The sequence below is a fragment of the uncultured Gemella sp. genome (genome assembly GCF_963525875.1).
In the GTDB taxonomy this organism is placed as follows: domain Bacteria; phylum Bacillota; class Bacilli; order Staphylococcales; family Gemellaceae; genus Gemella.
Genome location: NZ_CAURMG010000030.1, coordinates 1 through 18403, shown reverse-complemented (window position 1 = coordinate 18403; position 18403 = coordinate 1). Strand labels below are relative to the sequence as shown.

Below are 18403 nucleotides of genomic sequence, written 5' to 3'. Positions count from 1 at the left end.
ATCGGATTGTGGTTCCGACATTCGGGGGTTCGATTCCCCTCAGCCGCCCCATTTTATGAAATTGATTGAAGAAGTAGTGTAAGAGACATTACTTCTTTTTTTATGACTAACTTATAACTTTTTTTCATAATTTATAAGCAAAAAATTAGCATAATTTATAAAAGAGGAGTAAAATTAAATCTATAAAATATTAGGAGAAAAAAACATGGAAAAAACATTTGAAGAATATCTAGAAAATTTTAAAGTAATTGATTCAAAAACTGCTTTTGATAAAATTGATTCAAAGGAGAAATTTGTATTATTTATCGGGAGATCATCTTGCCCGTTTTGCAGAAGATTTATGCCGAAATTAAGTGAAGTAGTAGTTTCTAATAAAGTAGAAGCGTTCTTTATCGACTCTCAAGATTTTTCTGATGCATCAGGTATAGAATCATTACGTGATAAATATTCAGTAAGAACTGTTCCAGGTTTATTAGTTGCAGAAGCTGGTGAAGTTAAAGTAGTGTGTGATTCAAGTTTATCTGTTGATGAAATTACTACATTTATTAAATAATTTTTGTGCTCGTCTATTTTATGTAGGCGAGTATTTATTTTAATATAATAGTAAAAGTTCAAATTTTATGTTAGTCGTTTAAATATTAAAGAAATTGTAATAATAAAATACTGAAAATTTATAGTTTAAGTGATATAATAGTAATTATAAAATTTTACTAAGTAGATTTACTTATTTATTTTAAAATTCATTATTTAACTATGAGGTGATGATGTGAAAAATGAAAAGTTAGAAGTTAAAAATTTGGTTTTTAATTATGGGGCGAGAAATATACTAAATGGTATATCGTTTGATGTACCTAACGGGGAGTTTATAGCGATAGTAGGCAAGAGTGGTGCAGGTAAATCAACTTTGCTGCGCTGTTTAAACTTGTTAAATAAACCTAACTCAGGAGAAATTAATATATCTGGGGAAAACATAATTAATTTTAATAAGAAGAAGTTGAAAATGATTCGTAGGGAAATAGCGTTTATTTTCCAAGATTATAATGTATTAGATAATTTATATACTGTTGAAAATGTTTTGACACCTTATTTGGTGAAAAAATCAATTGCAGGACTCTTCCTTGGGTATACTAAAGAAGAATATGAAGAAGGTGTTGGTTACTTAAGACAAGTAGGATTGGAAGAAGAAGCCTTTAAGAAATCAAAATACTTATCAGGAGGGCAAAAACAAAGAGTGGCTATAGCTAAAGCTTTAGCACAAGATCCAAAATTGTTGCTAGCTGATGAACCTGTCAGTAGTTTAGATGAGAAAAATACTACGCTCATAATGGATACTTTTAAAAAATTAAATAAGCAAAATGGAATAACAGTTTTAATAAATTTACATGACGTAAATCTTGCGAAGAAATATAGTACAAAAATTTTAGGATTGAAAGACGGAAAAGTTTTATTTTATAAAGATTCTGATAAGGTGACGAAAGATGAATTTGATGAACTTTATAATTAGAAAATATATAACCAAAGTATTAACTGTAGTATTTGTAGGATTTATACTTATTATTGCTTATATGCAGTATGATACTAAAACATTTTCACTAGGTTTTAAAAGAATACACAATTTGCTTGGGAGAATGTATCCTATTGATTTTTCAATTTTACCGGAACTAAAACAACCGATAGTTGAAACAATAAATATTGCATTATTTTCATCAATCTTAGCATTATGTACAGCGTTATTGTTATTACCTATATTGACAAATGTGTTATTTAGATTGAAAATAATACCTAAGGTTTTCAGTGCAATTTTTTCAGTATTTAGAACGATGCCATTTCTAATTATCGCAGCTATTTTAGTTAGTCTTTTTAGTACGGGTGTATTTAGCGGTTTTGTCAGTATATATTTAATTAATTTACTAACAGCGGCTAAATTGTTAAAAGAGTATGCAGAAGAAGTGGAACTTAAACAACTAGAAGCTATGGAATCATTAGGCAGTTCGAAGTTTGTTATTTATAAAAATGCAATTTTATCTAATTTAAAACCTCAGGTAATCTCTGTCTACTTTTTAACATTAGAATCGAGTATTCGTGGAGCTAGTGTTTTAGGATTAGTTGGAGCAGGTGGAATTGGTCAAAGATTATGGCAAGAATTAAACCACTTAAGATATGATAGAGTTTCTATCATTGTCATTACACTAGTAATTTTGATTTTTATAATTGATTTAGTAAGTTATTATTTTAGAAATTTACAAAATACATCACAATTAACATTTGAAAAATTTATTCTTAGAAAGAATTTAGTAAGAGTTGCAATTCCTTTAATTATACTGGGGAGTATTGTTTATGTTACTAAGTTTATAAATATTTCTCACGAGAGATTTTTTATAGGTTTAAAACAATTGTCGGTATTAGGAAAAGGTATAATAAATCCCGATTTAGCTTATTCTACTAAAATGTTAAGTGAGCTATTAGTAAGTATAGAAATAGCATTTAGTGCTACGATTTTTGCTGCAGTAACAGCGATATTTACATCGTATTTATCATCAGTAAACCTTTTTGGAAAATATAAAGCTCTTAGTATGAAAGTCTTTATAAATATTCTAAGAACATTTCCACCTATTATTGTGGCATTAATATTCTTTAGAGGATTCGGACCAGGTGCGATAAGTAGCTTTTTCGCATTATATATATATACCGTGGGTGTAATGACGAAGATGTACAATGAAGTATTAGAAGGAATTAATAATAATGTACTACTGATGACTAAAAGTTTAGGTCTTGGAAGTTTTGTTAGTTATGTAAAAATAATATTTAACGGTTATTTCCCTGAGTTTGTAACTATCGTACTGTACAGATTCGAAGCGAACATCAAGAATTCAACTATCTTAGGTATGGTAGGTGCAGGTGGAATTGGACATTTGCTTGTAAATAATATAGAATATAGAAATTGGAATAGAATATCTACTTTATTAATTGGATTATCGTTATCGATAATTATTATTGAAAATATATCTTATTTCATACGAATGAGAGTAAAAAAATAAAAATATAAGATCAAGGAGACATAAATGCGATTAAAAGTTGGAAAAATAGTTAATACGCACTCATTAAAAGGAGAAGTAAAAGTAATTTCTTCTACAGATTTTGAAGAACAACGATTTAAAAAAGGTACTGAACTATTAATAACTAGAGGTAATCAAGTTGTAAAGGAAGTAGTTGTAGAAAGTTACAGAACTCATAAAAATAATCTTTTAGTAAAATTCGAAGGAATTGACACAATAGAAGAAGCGGAAAAATTAAAAAATCTACAAATAAAAATTGATTCTGAGAATATTGGAGAATTAAAAGAAAACGAATTTTATTTCCATGAAATCATCGGATGTGAAGTTTTTGATGAAAATGACAAATCATTAGGAGAAATCGCTGAGATTCTTACACCTGGTGCAAATGATGTTTGGGTTATAAAATCTCAAAATGGTAAAGAAATTCTAATACCCTATATTGAAGATGTAGTTAAGAAAATAGACGTTGCAAATAAAAGAATCGACATAGAAGTTATGGAAGGATTAATTGACTAATGAAAATTGATATACTTACATTGTTTCCAGATATGTTTGATTCACTAAATCACTCAATATTAGGAAAAGCAAAAGACAATAACTTATTAGACATAAATATAGTTGATTATCGAAAATTTTCTGGTAATAAACATAACCAAGTAGATGATTATCCATTCGGTGGTGGTCAAGGAATGGTATTGAAACCAGAACCGATATTTAACGCTGTTGAAAGTTTAGATAAAACGGATAAAACACGTATTATATTATTGTGCCCACAAGGGGAAAGATTTAGTCAAAAAAAAGCAGAAGAATTATCACAAGAAGATCATTTAATTTTTATTTGTGGCCATTATGAAGGTTATGATGAAAGAATTAGAGAATTTTTAGTAACTGATGAATTGTCTATAGGTGATTTTATTTTGACTGGTGGAGAATTTGCAGCGATGACAATGGTTGATAGTATAGCTAGACTTGTTCCAGATGTACTAGGAAAAGAAGAATCTCACAAAGATGATTCATTTTCTACCGGTCTATTGGAATATCCACAATACACAAGACCGAAAGATTATAAAGGAATGTTAGTTCCAGATGTATTAACTAGCGGTCACCATAAAAACATAGAAATTTATAGAAAAAAAGAAAGTTTGCGAAGAACACTAACTAGGCGTCCAGATTTACTGGAAAATTATGAATTAAGTAAAGAAGAAGAAAAATTACTTGATGAAATAAAAAAAGAATTAAAAAATTAACGTAAAATAAATGACATAACTATATTTTTGATGTATAATATTAATATAGTATGTATTGTAAGCACAGGAGGATTAGAAGTAATGACAACTTCATTTGAGGAATTATTAAATAGCTCAGAAATGCTGAAAAAAGGAGACAAAGTAACTGGTACAGTATCTAAAATAGATAATGATAAAGTATACGTAGATGTTGCAGGAGCTCAATACGACTGCGTAATCTTACGTAATCAAATCACAAGAAAACCATTCGAAAATATTGAAGAAGTATTATCAGTTGGTGACGAAGTAGAAGCTCAAGTAACAGGAATTAGAGCTGATCGTGAAAAAAGATCAGAAGATGTACCAGGTGTAATCTATTTATCTCACAAAATCTTAGAAAACGCTGAATATAAAAAATTAGTAGAATTATCATGGACAGGACTAATCGAAAAATTCGAAAACGGTGAATTAATTCAAGCAACAGTTTCAGGACAAACTAAAGGTGGATTATTAGCTGATGTAGAAGGATTACGTGCATTTATTCCAGGTTCATATATTGACACTAAATTTAGAAAAGACTTATCTAAATTTGTAGGAAATGAATACACATTCAAAATTGAAGAAGTAGATAAAGCTAAAAACAAAATTATCTTAAACAGACGCGTTATTTTAGAAGAAGAAAAAGCTAAAAAGTTAGCAGAAGTTTATGGAAACATTAATGAAGGTGATGTAATCGAAGGTAAAGTTAGTCGTATTACTGACTTTGGTGCATTCGTTAACATTGGTGAAGTTGATGGATTATTACACATCTCAGAAATTTCTCACGCACGTGTAGAAAAAGTTTCTGATGTACTATCAGTTGGAGATACTGTTAAAGTTGCAGTTATTGCTGTCGACAAAGAAAATGAAAAAGTTTCACTTTCTGCAAAAACATTATTACCAACACAATGGGAAGTTGCTCGTGCTACAATCAAAACTGGTGACGTATTAGAAGGTGTTGTTCGTAATACAACAGCATTCGGAGCTTTTGTAGAGGTATTACCTGATGTAGAAGGATTAGTACATATTTCTCAAATTTCTCACGATAGAGTGACAAAAGTAGAAGACGTTCTTAAAAAAGGAGATAAAGTTACAGTAAAAGTTTTAGAATTTGATTTTGAAACAGAAAGACTATCTCTATCAATTAAAGAATTATTAGAAAAACCAGTTAAAGAAGAAGTTAAGGAAGAAGCTGAGTATGATACTTCTTACTTAAAAGATGAAGATACTTCATTTAGCTTAGGGGACAAATTTAAAGATATCGAACTTTAATTTGAAAAATAAAGAAATAAAGGCAGTAGATAAGCTTGTCTATTGCTTTTATTTTTTAGGTATTAAAGCAAGTTGAATGTACCAACGTTTTTTATAAATAACATAGTTTTTAATAAAACTTTAGGTAATTCGAAAGAAAATATATAGATATGGAGGTAACAACATGGCAAAACCAACAGTTGCGATAATAGGTAGACCAAACGTCGGGAAATCTACAATATTCAATAAAATAATTGGTGATAGATTATCTATTGTAGAAGATGTAGCGGGTGTTACTCGTGATAGAATATACTCAAAAGCAGAATGGTTAAATTATTCATTCTTTATGATAGATACAGGAGGAATCGAGTTGGAAGATACTCCGTTCCAAAAACAAATTAGAGCACAAGCAGAGTTAGCAATTGATGAAGCAGATGTTATAATTTTCTTAACGAATGGTCGAGATGGAGTAACTAGTGATGATGAGGAAGTTGCGAAGTTATTATATAAAACAGATAAACCAGTTGTGCTTGCAGTAAATAAAATTGATAACTTCGATATGAATCATATGATTTATGATTTCTATTCACTAGGATTTGGAGATCCATTTCCAATTTCAGGATCTCATGGATTAGGTATTGGTGATTTATTAGACGAAGTTTGTAAAAACTTTAAGGTACTTGATGAAGAGGAAGAAGATGAAAAAATCAGATTCTCTCTTATTGGGCGACCAAATGTTGGTAAATCTAGTTTAATTAATACTATTTTAGGAGAAGAACGCGTTATTGCATCTGATATTGCTGGAACTACGCGTGATGCAATCGATACTGATTTCAGACATAATGGAGATGAGTACGTTGTAATTGATACAGCAGGTATTAGAAAGCGTGGTAAAGTATATGAAAGTTGTGAAAAATATTCTGTATTACGTTCACTAAAAGCAATTGAACGTTCAGATGTCGTGTTAGTTGTTCTTAATGCCGAAGAAGGCATTATTGAACAAGATAAGAAAGTAGCTGGATATGCACATGAATCTGGAAAAGGAGTAATTATAGTTGTAAATAAATGGGATGCAATAGCAAAAGACGATAAAACTATGAAAGAATTTGATGAAAAAATTCGTGATAGTTTTGCGTACTTAGATTATGCAAAAATTATATATGTTTCTGCCAAAACTAAACAGCGTGTATTTAATATTTTCCCATTAATTAAAGAATCTTATGAAAATAGACAACGACGTATCCAAAGTTCAACTCTAAATGAGATTGTTGTTGATGCTGTTGCTATGAATCCAACACCGCAAGATAAAGGTAAGAGACTTAATATTTTCTATGCTTCTCAAGTTGCTATTAATCCACCAACATTCGTGTTCTTTGTAAACTATCCAGAGCTTATGCACTTCTCTTATGAGAGATTTTTAGAGAATAGAATTCGTGATTCATTCAATTTTGAAGGAACACCTATTAAACTATTAGCACGCCAAAGAAACTAATAATAAGTGTTAAATATTATAGTACGATCTAGAAGTGAATTTGCTTTTGGATCGTATTTTTTATATTTAAAAGAGGAGTATGGAAAGAAATTGAAAATCAATTGTAAAGTACAGAAAATTAATTACTTTTATTATCAATGGTAAAATTTAGTCAAAATACTAGCAAATAATTTTAGAACATGGTATAATTCTTCTTATATACTTTACTAATTAGGAGGTAATCTATATGCCATTAGGATATTATGGAATGTCAGGAAGTTATATAATTTACTTTTTACTAATTATGTTGATTCCTTTATGGGCACAATTTAAGGTAAAAAGAACATACGAAAGATATAAAAAAGTAAGAACAAAATCAGGTTTAACTGGAAAAGAAGTTGCAGAAATTATAATGCAAGCAAATGGAATTGCAGGTGTTAAGGTAGTAAGAGGTGAGGTTGAATTATCAGACCACTATGATCCAACTAATAATATTGTTGTACTATCACCTATTGTACATGATCAACCAACAGTTGCTTCAGTGGCGATAGCAGCACATGAAATTGGTCATGTTATTCAAGATAAGGTAGCAGATTATCAACCAATGAGATGGAGACACGCTTTAGTGCCTTTAGCTAATTTTGGTGGGAACTTATCAACAATACTTATTATGATAGGATTCTTATTAACAGGATTAATCGGAAAATATGGTTATACAGTTGCTTGGATTGGTGTAGGATTAATGCTATTCGCAGTTCTATTCCAAGTTGTAACATTACCAGTTGAGTTCGATGCATCAAAACGAGCATTAGAACAAGTGGTTGATTTAAATATCGTAGACGATCAAGAACATAGACACTGTCGTAAAGTTCTAACAGCAGCTGCCTTAACTTATGTTGCAGCGGCGGTTGTAGCTTTAATGGAAATGTTAAGATTCGTCTTCATATTACTAAATAGTAATAATAGAGATTAATGAATACTAGATTGTCAATGAAAATTGGCAATCTTTTTTTGTTATAAGTTAAATTATATATTATATTAAAACTATTATTAGGCTACATAGTAAAAGAATAACATAAAATTTATGTAAATAATGAAGATAAATATTAAACTAATATTTCTTTCATAAAATCTATATTAGTGATATAATAATGTAAGACTATATAATCAAGAGGTAAAAAATGATTTACGGAATCGGTTGTGATATCGTCGATATTCATCGCTTTGAAAAATATGTTGATGATAAAAAACGACTTGAAAAATTATATACAGAAAATGAATTAAATGAATTTTATAAAATAACAAATCATAGAAGGAAAATGGAATTTCTAGCTGGACGCTTTGCAGTTAAAGAAGCTACTTCAAAAGCACTAGGAGTTGGACTTTCTAAAGAGTTTTCTTTTCATGATGTAGAAGTAAAAAAAGACGATAAAGGAAAACCTTTTATAGAATATAAAGACTTTATAACTCATCTTACTATAAGCCATACTGATACAACGGTCGTGGCATTTGTTATTTTAGAAAAAGGGGACAAGATTGATGATTAATGATAGACCGACTCAATTAAGAGTAAACTTGGATGCTTTATTGAATAATTATAATAAGTTGAATGAACTTAATAATAAAAAAATCGGTTTAGCAATAGTTAAAGCTGATTCATATGGATTAGGAGCTAAAGTAATTGCCAATCATCTTTATCAAAATGGAGTTAGACATTTTGCTACAGCAACATTAGAAGAAGCACTAGAACTAAAAGAAGTAATTCAAGACAGTATGGTACTTGTATTAGGTGTCACAAATCCTAAAAATATAAAATACGCAATCGAAAGTAATATTTCTCTAACTTGTCCATCTAATACTTGGTTAAAAGAATGTCTTTCTGAACTGGAAACTTTGGATAAAAAATTAAAAATACATGTAAAGATTGATACAGGAATGGGAAGAATAGGAACTTCTAATGTAGAGGAATTAAAAAGTATTGATAGACTACTAGATTCAGAAAAAATAGATTTTGAAGGAATTTTCTCGCATTATTCAAATGCAGATGGTGCAGATGATATCTATGATGATTATCAAACAGAAAGTTTTGAAGAAAAAATAAAAATTTTTACTCACAAACCAAAATATATCCATATAGAAAATTCAGCAGGGACTGTAAAATATAGTGATAGAGATGATCGGTATAATATGACGAGAATAGGAATTATGCTATATGGATGCTATCCGAGTGAAAATATAGAAAAATTAGATAAGGTTCAGATAGAACCAGTAGCTACATTATTAAGCAAAGTAACTCATGTCAAGAAATTTTCGCAAGGTGAAAAATTAGGATATGGTGTTAGTTATGAAGCTAAACAAGATGAATATATAGCAACTGTTCCTATCGGCTATGCTGACGGTTTACTAAGGCGTGCACAAGGTTTTAAAATTAAAGTAGGAGCAGAAGATTGTGAAATAGTAGGGCGTGTTTGTATGGATCAACTTATGGTACGTTGCAGTGAAAATGTAAAAGTAGGGGATACTGTTTTATTTTATGGAGAGCATAATGGACAAAGAGTATCAATAGACGACTTTGCCGCATACCAAAATACAATAAGTTATGAAATATTTTGTTGCATAAACAAACGTGTTCCAAGAATTTATTATAAAAATAAAATGGAGTTATAGTATGTACGAGAAAATTACAAAAAACTTGGCAGATAAGCTTAAAATACAAGATAAGTATATAGTAAATGTATTGAACTTATTAGAAGAGGGAAATACAATTGCATTTATAGCCAGATATCGAAAAGAATTAACAAATTCTTTAGATGAAGTTGCCATTAAACAAATTCAAGATGAATTTAATTATTTAAAATCACTTGAAGAAAGAAAAGAAGAAGTAATTAGATTAATTTCAGAAAAAGGTCTACTTACTGAGGATTTAAAAAAAGATATTTTAGCACAAGAAAAGCTGCAAAGGGTTGAAGATTTATATCGTCCTTTTAAAGAAAAAAAACGTACTAAGGCTACGATAGCTAAAGAAAAAGGATTAGAGAAACTAGCTAATTATATTTTAAAACTTCCAAAATCATTAGATGATTTAAATAAAGAAGCTGCTAAGTATATAAATGCTGAAAAAGAAGTTAATAGTGTTGAAGAAGCTATCAACTATGCATTAGATATTATTGCAGAAAATATTTCTGATAGTGCAAAATATCGTGAATATGTATTAGAAAACACTAGAAAGTTTGGTCAAATTACTTCAACACTGAAAAAAGATGGCGAAGAAAAAGACGAAAATTCTACATACAAAAACTACTATGAATTTGGTGAGCAAATTTCAAAAATTGCTTCTCATAGAATATTGGCTTTAAACAGAGCTGAAAAAGAAGGAATAATTCGTGTTAGTATCGAAAATGATAAAGATAGATTACACAATTTTATATTACGTGGATTAACAAAAAATCGTCAAACTGTGATTAGTGATTTATTATTAGAATGTATAGCTGATAGTATGAAACGATTAATCTTTCCATCTATAGAAAGAGAAATACGAAGCGATTTAACTAAGAAAGCTGAGGAAGACTCAGTAGTTATTTTCTCAGAAAACTTAAAACAACTTCTAATGCAAAGTCCATTAAAAAACAAAAAAGTACTAGGAATAGATCCAGCCTTTAGAACTGGTTGTAAAATGGCGATTGTAGATGAATACGGCAATTTTATTGATAAAATGGTAATTTATCCGCATAAACCAGCTTCACTAGATAAACAAGAAAAGTCAAAAAAAGATTTAATTAAATTTATTAATAAGCATAATATTAATTTAATTGCTATTGGTAATGGGACTGCCTCTCGTGAAACAGAGAAATTTGTAGTAGAAAACTTAAAAGAAGCGGGATTAAAAATAGATTATGTAATTGTGAATGAAGCGGGGGCAAGTGTGTACTCAGCAAGTGAAGTTGCACGTGAAGAATTCCCTGACTTTAACGTAGAAGAAAGAAGTGCTGTATCTATTGCACGCCGTATTCAAGATCCATTAAGTGAACTAGTAAAAATAGATCCTAAATCAATTGGTGTAGGACAATACCAACACGATATTACACCTAAATTTCTAGAAAAAGAGCTTACTTTCGTAGTAGAAACAGCTGTTAATAAGGTTGGAGTTAATGTTAATACGGCTTCTGTTTCATTATTATCTTATGTTTCTGGAGTTAATAAACAAATTGCTAAAAACATAGTGGCATATCGTCAAGAAAATGGTAAAATTGAGACTATTAAAGATATTGCAAAAGTTCCTAGACTTGGAAAGAAAACATTTGAGCAATGTGTAGGTTTCTTTAGAATTCCAGATAGTAAAAATATATTTGATGCTACAGGGATTCACCCAGAAAGTTACAAAGCAGCAGAAAATCTATTAAAAGAATTAAACTTATCAACGAAAGATGTTGGAACTGAAGAGTTTGTAACAAGAGTAGAAACAAAAGATAAGAAAGTGTTATCTGAAAAAATTGGAGTTGGATTAGAAACTCTTGAAGACATAATTAAAGATTTAAAACAGCCGTTAAGAGATGAACGTGAGTCGTTTGCTAAGCCGTTGTTAAAATCTGATATTTTAACTATTGATGATCTTCAGATTGGAGTTAAGCTAGCAGGAACTGTTAGAAATATTACACAATTTGGAGCATTTATAGACATTGGTCTTAAACAAGATGCGATGGTGCATATTTCGAAAATTAGTAAAAATTATATTAAAAACCCACTTGACGTTCTTAGTGTAGGTCAGATTGTCGATGTTTATGTAATAGATGTAGATAAACAAAGAGGTCGTGTTGCACTAGCAATGTACAAAGATTAAAGGAGGTAAAAATGACTAACAACAAATCGAGATACCTTCCAAGTATAGACAGCTTGAGGGCATTAGCAGTTTTAGCTGTTATTATTTACCATGTAGATGTAAATTACCTACCAGGTGGATTTTTAGGTGTAGATTTATTTTTTGTATTATCAGGATATTTAATAAGTTCATTAATTATAAAAGAGTATAGGAAAACAGGTAGTATAAATCTATATAATTTCTATTTGAGAAGAGCAAGACGACTATTGCCAGCAGTTTATTTTATGATTACTGTTGGAATAATATTAATGGTAATGTTTAATGAAGTTCTTCTTAAAAAGAGTCATTTAGATGCAATTTTTGGATATATATATTCAAGTAACTGGTGGTATATTTTTCATAAGTTAGACTACTTTGATAGTTTTGGATCACAGAGTCCATTTAAACATTTGTGGTCACTTGCCATTGAAGAACAGTTTTATATGATTTTTCCATTGTTATTTTTATTAATTAATAGTAAGAAAAAAGGAAAAGACGGTACGTATAAACTAAGTAAAAGTTTCTTATATATTGTATTGGGATTAATATTTGTTTCATTAATAACACATATATTATTATTTGATATAAATAATATCAGTCGTATTTATTTTGGTACAGATACAAGAGCATTTTCACTTCTTGTAGGTGTAGTAGGTGCAATATTGTATCCAATGGATAAATTAAATACAAAAATAACACCACAAGAAAACATTGTGTATAGTGTTATTTCTTTAATATCAATTGCGACTTTAATAACTATTATGATATACACATCTGAATATAACACTTGGTTGTATAGAGGTGGATTTTTACTAGTAGCAATCTTAGGTATAATAATCATAATTAGTAGTGGGAAACAACATACGGTAATGGCAAAATTATTATCATTTAAACCTGTTGTTTTCATAGGGAAAATTTCATATAGCTTATATTTATGGCATTTTCCGATATTAGTACTAACAACACCTGTATCTGAAATAGGTAATCCTAATATTTTCTATGTAATATTACGTGTTATTCTAACATTTATCGTTGCTATAATTAGTTATGTTTTTGTAGAAACGCCGATAAGAAAATTAGGATTTAAAAACTATGTAAGTGTAATTTATAAAAAACTTGTAAAAAAATCAAAGAAAACGAAAAAAACTGTAGCAAGTATAACTGTAATCGTATCTTTATTGTTTGTTATGGGGATTTTAGGTAAGAGCGTTCCTTATATTTCTACTGCTTTTGTGAAAGAAGTAGAGTCTAATAAAGAGAGTCAGTTTATTAATAAGGGAGAGAATAATAAGGATAACAATCAAAATCAAGATAATAAGAAAGCTGAAAACAAAGATGATAAAAATGATAACAAAAATACTGAGAAGAAATATAGTTCAGTTGTAGTTATTGGGGATTCACTAACAGTAGATATTGGAGAAAAATTCCAAGAGGTATATCCAGGAGCGGTGATTGATGGGAAAATTGGTAGACAGTTGTATGTAGCTGTTGAAGAAGCAAAAGGATACTCTCAATACAATAATGAAAATTCAGCTATTATCTTCCAATTAGGAACAAATGGACCATTTACAGAAAGTCAAATAGAAGATCTATTAAAAGTTTTTGATAAGGCGGACATATATTTTGTTAATATTAAAGTTCCAAGAGCCTGGGAAAAAACAGTAAATACTGCATTACAAGAAGCAAAAGAAAAACATTCTAATGTTAAGATAATAGATTGGTATACTGTAGCAAGTAGTGGTAAAGATTTATTTGAACCGGATAGAGTTCACCTAAATCAAACTGGTGTTACAGAAATGGTAACGTTGATACAAAAAAATTTAAAGCGTCCAGTAGATATTAATCAATAAGAATTAAAGAGTAAGATAGAGAACTAAGTGGGGGTGACTCGAAAATCGTGATCTCGTAGAAACAAGATTTTGTCGAGTCACTTCCGCATAGTTTATTTAATATCTAAAAAATCTCTATAGAGTGAATTTAGATATCAATAAACAACTGCGTCTATGAGTTATCATATACGCTTTTTTTAATTTAGGACTTTTGAATCGACTCCATTTAACATAACTAACAATCTAAAATATAATTGATGATTTAAGAAAGGTTTTCTTAGCGAAATATAGAACTTTCATTGAAATATGAATATAGTTTATGTTATAATGATTTAGTATTATAATTTAATTAATAATGAAAAAGGAGATAACTATGACAAAAGTAAGAGTAAGATATGCACCATCTCCAACTGGAAATTTACATATCGGTAATGCACGTACAGCATTATTTAATTACCTTTTTGCAAAACATTATGGTGGAGATTTTGTATTAAGAATAGAAGATACTGACTTCAAACGTAATAAAGAAGAAGGTGAAAGAAGTCAACTAAAATACATGGACTGGTTAGGTCTAGATTATGACGAAGGTATTGGAAAAGAGAAAGAATTCGGACCATATCGTCAATCAGAAAGAATTGATATTTATCAAAAATATGCCGATCAACTTATTGCAGAAGATAAAGCATATAAATGTTACATGACAGCTGAAGAATTAGAAGCTGAAAGAGAAGAACAAATCGCAAATGGATTACCTCCGCGTTACAGTGGAAAACACGCCCACCTTACTAAAGAAGAACAAGAAGCTTTTGAAAAGGAAGGCAGAAAACCATCAATTCGTATTCGTGTTCCTCAAGATAGAACGTATAGTTTTGATGATATGGTTAAAGGTGAGTTATCATTTGAAGGTCGTGATTTCGGTGATTTTGTAATCATTAAAAATGATGGAGTTGCTACTTACAACTTCGCAGTAGTAATTGATGACTATCTAATGCAAATTTCTCACGTTCTACGTGGCGATGATCATGTATCGAACACACCAAAACAGCTTGTTGTATATGAGGCTTTAGGATTTGAAGCACCAAGATTTGGGCACATGACCCTTATTGTTAATGAAAATAAGAAAAAATTATCTAAACGCGATGAAAGTATAATTCAATTTATTGAACAATATGATGATTTAGGATATTTACCTGAAGCATTATTTAATTTCATTACATTATTAGGTTGGTCTCCAGAAGGTGAGCAAGAAATATTTACCAAAGAAGAATTCATTAAAATCTTTGATGAAAAACGTTTAAGTAAATCACCAGCATTCTTTGACAACAATAAACTAACTTGGATTAACAACCAATATATAAAAGCACAACCATTAGAGAGAATTGTAGACTTAGCTTTACCATTCTTTGTAAAAGAGGGTGTTGTAACAGCTGAAGAAGTAGAAAGTAACAAAGCTTGGTTTGAAAAATTAATTTCGTTATATCAACCACAAATGAGTTATGGTGCTGAAATCATTGAATTAACAAAACAATTCTTTGTAGAAGATGTAAAATTTGATGAAGAAGAATTAGAAATCTTAAAACAAGAAACAACAGTAACTGTGTTTGAAGACTTTTTAACAAAAGTAACAGCTGTTGAAGAATTTACAGCAGACAATATTAAAGGATTAATTAAAGAAATCCAAAAAGATACTGGTGTAAAAGGTAAAAACTTATTTATGCCGATTCGTATCGCTTCAACTGGATCAATGCATGGACCAGAATTAAACACAAGTTTAGAGTTACTTGGAAAAGAACGTGTAGCAGCTAGAGTAAAAGCAGCATTAGAGCTAATTAAATAGTCTATAAAAATATTATTAAAATAGTTAAGGGAGAAATATAAAATAATAAATTATAGAGTATCCCTTAATTTTAACTTTGATACGGAAAAAACTGAAGAAATATAAATAAAAGTAAAGAAAATATCTTGACATTTAACGTCAAATAATGTATTATTACTTATGATATTGTTTATATATCTTCACGAGTAAGCCCCGGAAAACTTAGTCGTTATGACAGATTAACAAACAACATCTAGGAGGAAAAAAGACATGCGTCAAACATATATGGCAAAGCCATCAACTGTAGAAAAAAAATGGTATGTAATCGATGCTGAAGGACAAACTTTAGGTCGCTTATCATCAGAGGTAGCTTCAATTTTAAGAGGGAAACACAAACCTACTTATACACCACACATCGATACTGGGGATAATGTTATCATTATCAACGCTGAGAAAATTGTGTTAACTGGTAAAAAATTAACTGATAAAATTTACCGTCGTCACACAATGCACCCAGGTGGGTTAAAAGAAAGAACTGCTGGATTAATGGTAGAAAAATATCCAGAAGAACTTTTAGAACTATCTATCAAAGGTATGTTACCAAAAAATACTTTAGGTAGAGCTCAAGGTATGAAACTTCACGTATACCGTGGAGCTGAACACCCACACGCAGCACAAAAACCAGAAAAATACGAATTACGTGGATAATATAGGAGGAAATAATTAAATGGCACAAGTAGAATATCGCGGTACAGGACGCCGTAAAAGCTCAGTAGCACGTGTAAGATTAGTACCTGGAACAGGGAAAGTTGTTATTAACAACAGAGAAATGCGTGAATACTTACCATTAGAATCATTAGTATTAGACTTAATGCAACCTTTAGAAGTTACATCTACTACAGGTAACTATGACGTTTTAGTTAACGTTAACGGTGGAGGATACACAGGACAAGCTCAAGCAATCCGTCACGGAATTGCACGTGCTTTACTAGAAGTAAACCCAGAATACCGTAAAGATTTAAAACCAGCAGGATTACTAACTCGTGACCCTCGTATGAAAGAACGTAAAAAATACGGTCTTCGTGGTGCGAGACGTGCTCCTCAATTCTCAAAACGTTAATATTGGTCTTGTACCAATTTCGTCAAGACAACAGAGAAATTTCTTTGTTGTCTTCTTTTTTTTATAGAAAAGTAAAAAACTGAAAATCAATATCTAATGGATAGTTGATTTTCAGTTTGAAAATATAAATTACTCGTATATCTCAGAATCCTTAAGGGTGAAAACTACTTCTGTACCCGCTGGATAGTTATCTAACGAAAGTAAAAGTATTTTTTCTTCTGTCTTTTTAGGTTTAATCTCAGCACTTACTTGAGCGATTTCATTTAATTCATCATAAAGATTTTTAAATAGTTTTGCATCTTTTACGTTAATTTTAGGATTTATTTGATAAATAGGTGTTTCACCAAACCAAGTGTCTTCATTTTTAAAATCAATTTCGGACTTCTCATTTATTTTTAACTTTATTGTAATATCATAATCAAAAGTATATCTATCGAATAGTTTAGCAAGATTACTAATATAATCGTGTGAGCCTTTGTTAGATCGATTGATAAATTTTAATTTAGCACTATAGTCGATAGCATTCAAATCGAAAATTTCAGCCATTTTAAATACATCAAATTCATCATATACTTCCGAAGTTACAAAATTAACTTTGACATCATATCCTACACGCTGAAACTCTTGGTACTTTTCTAAGAGATTTTCGGCTGTAACATCTTCTATATTTTCTTTAATGTTGGTAACAGATTCTTTTCCATCTTCTATAACTTCTTGTTTAGGATATTTAACAGTCAATAAATAATTCATCTAATTATTCCTCCTTTAAATTTAGCACAATTATTATTATACATATCTTTAGCAATAATTACAATAATGTAAATAAGTTATAAAGAAATTTGCTATATATTTTAAAGAATCATTTGAATAATTAAATTTAACTAAAATTTCTGAAAATAAAGAAAAATCAATCTTGACATTTATCTATAAAGTTTATATAATTAAAAACATAAATTGAAAAAAGGAGGGCATTGCACATGAAAATAATAGCAATTTCAACAAGAAGCACAGACTATAGATCTGATGCTGGTATAGATAAAAGAAGACTGTATATAAATGGTTATTTTTCAGAAATGGCAGAAAAAGCAGGTTTTATATTATTTCCAGTTTGTTCGCAAAATGGAATAGAGGAAATTGCAGCCATGTGTAGTGGTCTAATAATTGCAGGTAGAGATAGAGATATAAATCCTAAATATTACGGTGAAGTACCACTTGAAGGATTAACTTATCCCGAAGATAGTTATGAAGACGAATTAGACTTTAGACTTATAGAATTATTCGATAAAGCGAAGAAGCCTATTTTGGGAATTTGTAGCGGATTACAAAGCCTTAATATTTTCTTTGGAGGAACATTAAAACAACACATTGATGAACATACTAGCAAAGAAAAATTAGTAAGACATACAGTAAAAATAAACAAAGATTCATTTTTATATAGTTTATACGGACAAGAAAATAATGTTAATTCTATACATCATCAGGCAATTAATAAATTAGCTGCTGGTTTCAAAGTTACAGCGGTGGCGGACGATGGAACTATTGAAGCGATAGAACGAGATAATCTTATTGGTGTTCAATGGCATCCTGAAGTCGATGGAGAATATCAAACTTTTAAAAAATTTGCCGAAATATGTTTCTAAATGCATCAAAATAGTTGACTTATTATTTAAATAATGATAAACTAATCTTTGTGTAAAATAATAGCAGTGGATTAATTGTTATTGCCTCTATGTTATACAT

17 protein-coding genes are annotated in these 18403 nt (G+C 29.7%); 16 read left to right on the top strand and 1 reads right to left on the bottom strand.

Going from position 1 to position 18403, the window contains the following annotated elements:
- Nucleotides 1-205: 205 nt before the first annotated feature.
- From RWQ73_RS06100 to rpsI, 15 genes are all read left to right on the top strand, one after another.
- Nucleotides 206-553 carry a thioredoxin gene (locus tag RWQ73_RS06100; RefSeq protein WP_314084144.1) on the top strand — a complete coding sequence of 116 codons (348 nt, stop codon included), beginning with the start codon at nt 206-208 and terminating at the stop codon, nt 551-553.
- 213 nt (nt 554-766) lie between these two features.
- Entirely contained in the window at nt 767-1504 is a 738-nt protein-coding gene (gene phnC, locus RWQ73_RS06095; RefSeq protein ID WP_314407329.1) for a phosphonate ABC transporter ATP-binding protein, read from the top strand.
- Nucleotides 1479-3038 (top strand): ABC transporter permease subunit, encoded by a 1560-nt coding sequence (locus tag RWQ73_RS06090; protein WP_314407327.1) that lies wholly within the window; start codon nt 1479-1481, stop codon nt 3036-3038. The genes phnC and RWQ73_RS06090 overlap by 26 nt, the downstream gene beginning before the upstream one ends.
- A gap of 24 nt (nt 3039-3062) precedes the next feature.
- The gene (gene rimM, locus RWQ73_RS06085; protein ID WP_314407325.1) at nt 3063-3572 is read left to right on the top strand and encodes a ribosome maturation factor RimM; all 510 of its coding nucleotides are present in this window, start codon (nt 3063-3065) and stop codon (nt 3570-3572) included.
- A complete protein-coding gene (gene trmD / locus RWQ73_RS06080) occupies nt 3572-4303 on the top strand; it encodes a tRNA (guanosine(37)-N1)-methyltransferase TrmD (RefSeq protein ID WP_314407323.1) in 732 nt (243 codons plus the stop codon). The genes rimM and trmD overlap by 1 nt, the downstream gene beginning before the upstream one ends.
- An 81-nt stretch (nt 4304-4384) precedes the next feature.
- Nucleotides 4385-5593, top strand: a complete 1209-nt coding sequence (gene rpsA / locus RWQ73_RS06075; RefSeq protein ID WP_314407321.1) for a 30S ribosomal protein S1 — start codon at nt 4385-4387, stop codon at nt 5591-5593.
- Nucleotides 5594-5756: 163 nt separating this feature from the next.
- A complete protein-coding gene (der, locus tag RWQ73_RS06070; RefSeq protein WP_314084153.1) occupies nt 5757-7064 on the top strand; it encodes a ribosome biogenesis GTPase Der in 1308 nt (435 codons plus the stop codon).
- Between the two features lie 226 nt (nt 7065-7290).
- Nucleotides 7291-8016: a zinc metallopeptidase gene (locus RWQ73_RS06065; protein ID WP_399541101.1), complete on the top strand. Its 726-nt coding sequence runs from the start codon at nt 7291-7293 to the stop codon at nt 8014-8016.
- Between the two features lie 208 nt (nt 8017-8224).
- Nucleotides 8225-8590: a holo-ACP synthase gene (gene acpS / locus RWQ73_RS06060; protein WP_314407318.1), complete on the top strand. Its 366-nt coding sequence runs from the start codon at nt 8225-8227 to the stop codon at nt 8588-8590.
- Nucleotides 8583-9710 carry an alanine racemase gene (alr, locus tag RWQ73_RS06055; protein WP_314407316.1) on the top strand — a complete coding sequence of 376 codons (1128 nt, stop codon included), beginning with the start codon at nt 8583-8585 and terminating at the stop codon, nt 9708-9710. Before acpS ends, alr begins: the two co-directional genes overlap by 8 nt.
- Nucleotide 9711: 1 nt before the next feature.
- Nucleotides 9712-11880 (top strand): Tex family protein, encoded by a 2169-nt coding sequence (locus RWQ73_RS06050; RefSeq protein WP_314407314.1) that lies wholly within the window; start codon nt 9712-9714, stop codon nt 11878-11880.
- A gap of 11 nt (nt 11881-11891) precedes the next feature.
- Nucleotides 11892-13748, top strand: coding sequence for an acyltransferase family protein (locus RWQ73_RS06045; RefSeq protein ID WP_314407312.1), 1857 nt, complete (start codon nt 11892-11894; stop codon nt 13746-13748).
- A 352-nt stretch (nt 13749-14100) separates the two neighbouring features.
- Nucleotides 14101-15564 carry a glutamate--tRNA ligase gene (gene gltX / locus RWQ73_RS06040; RefSeq protein WP_314407310.1) on the top strand — a complete coding sequence of 488 codons (1464 nt, stop codon included), beginning with the start codon at nt 14101-14103 and terminating at the stop codon, nt 15562-15564.
- A gap of 249 nt (nt 15565-15813) precedes the next feature.
- Nucleotides 15814-16251, top strand: coding sequence for a 50S ribosomal protein L13 (gene rplM, locus RWQ73_RS06035; protein ID WP_003144827.1), 438 nt, complete (start codon nt 15814-15816; stop codon nt 16249-16251).
- Between the two features lie 19 nt (nt 16252-16270).
- Nucleotides 16271-16663, top strand: a complete 393-nt coding sequence (gene rpsI / locus RWQ73_RS06030; RefSeq protein ID WP_003145894.1) for a 30S ribosomal protein S9 — start codon at nt 16271-16273, stop codon at nt 16661-16663.
- Nucleotides 16664-16792: 129 nt separating this feature from the next.
- Here the strand turns inward: rpsI and RWQ73_RS06025 are convergent, their stop codons facing one another.
- A complete protein-coding gene (locus RWQ73_RS06025; protein ID WP_314407308.1) occupies nt 16793-17413 on the bottom strand; it encodes a hypothetical protein in 621 nt (206 codons plus the stop codon).
- A 227-nt stretch (nt 17414-17640) separates the two neighbouring features.
- Between RWQ73_RS06025 and RWQ73_RS06020 the strand changes: the two genes are divergently transcribed.
- The gene (locus RWQ73_RS06020; RefSeq protein WP_314407306.1) at nt 17641-18303 is read left to right on the top strand and encodes a gamma-glutamyl-gamma-aminobutyrate hydrolase family protein; all 663 of its coding nucleotides are present in this window, start codon (nt 17641-17643) and stop codon (nt 18301-18303) included.
- Nucleotides 18304-18403: the final 100 nt, after the last annotated feature.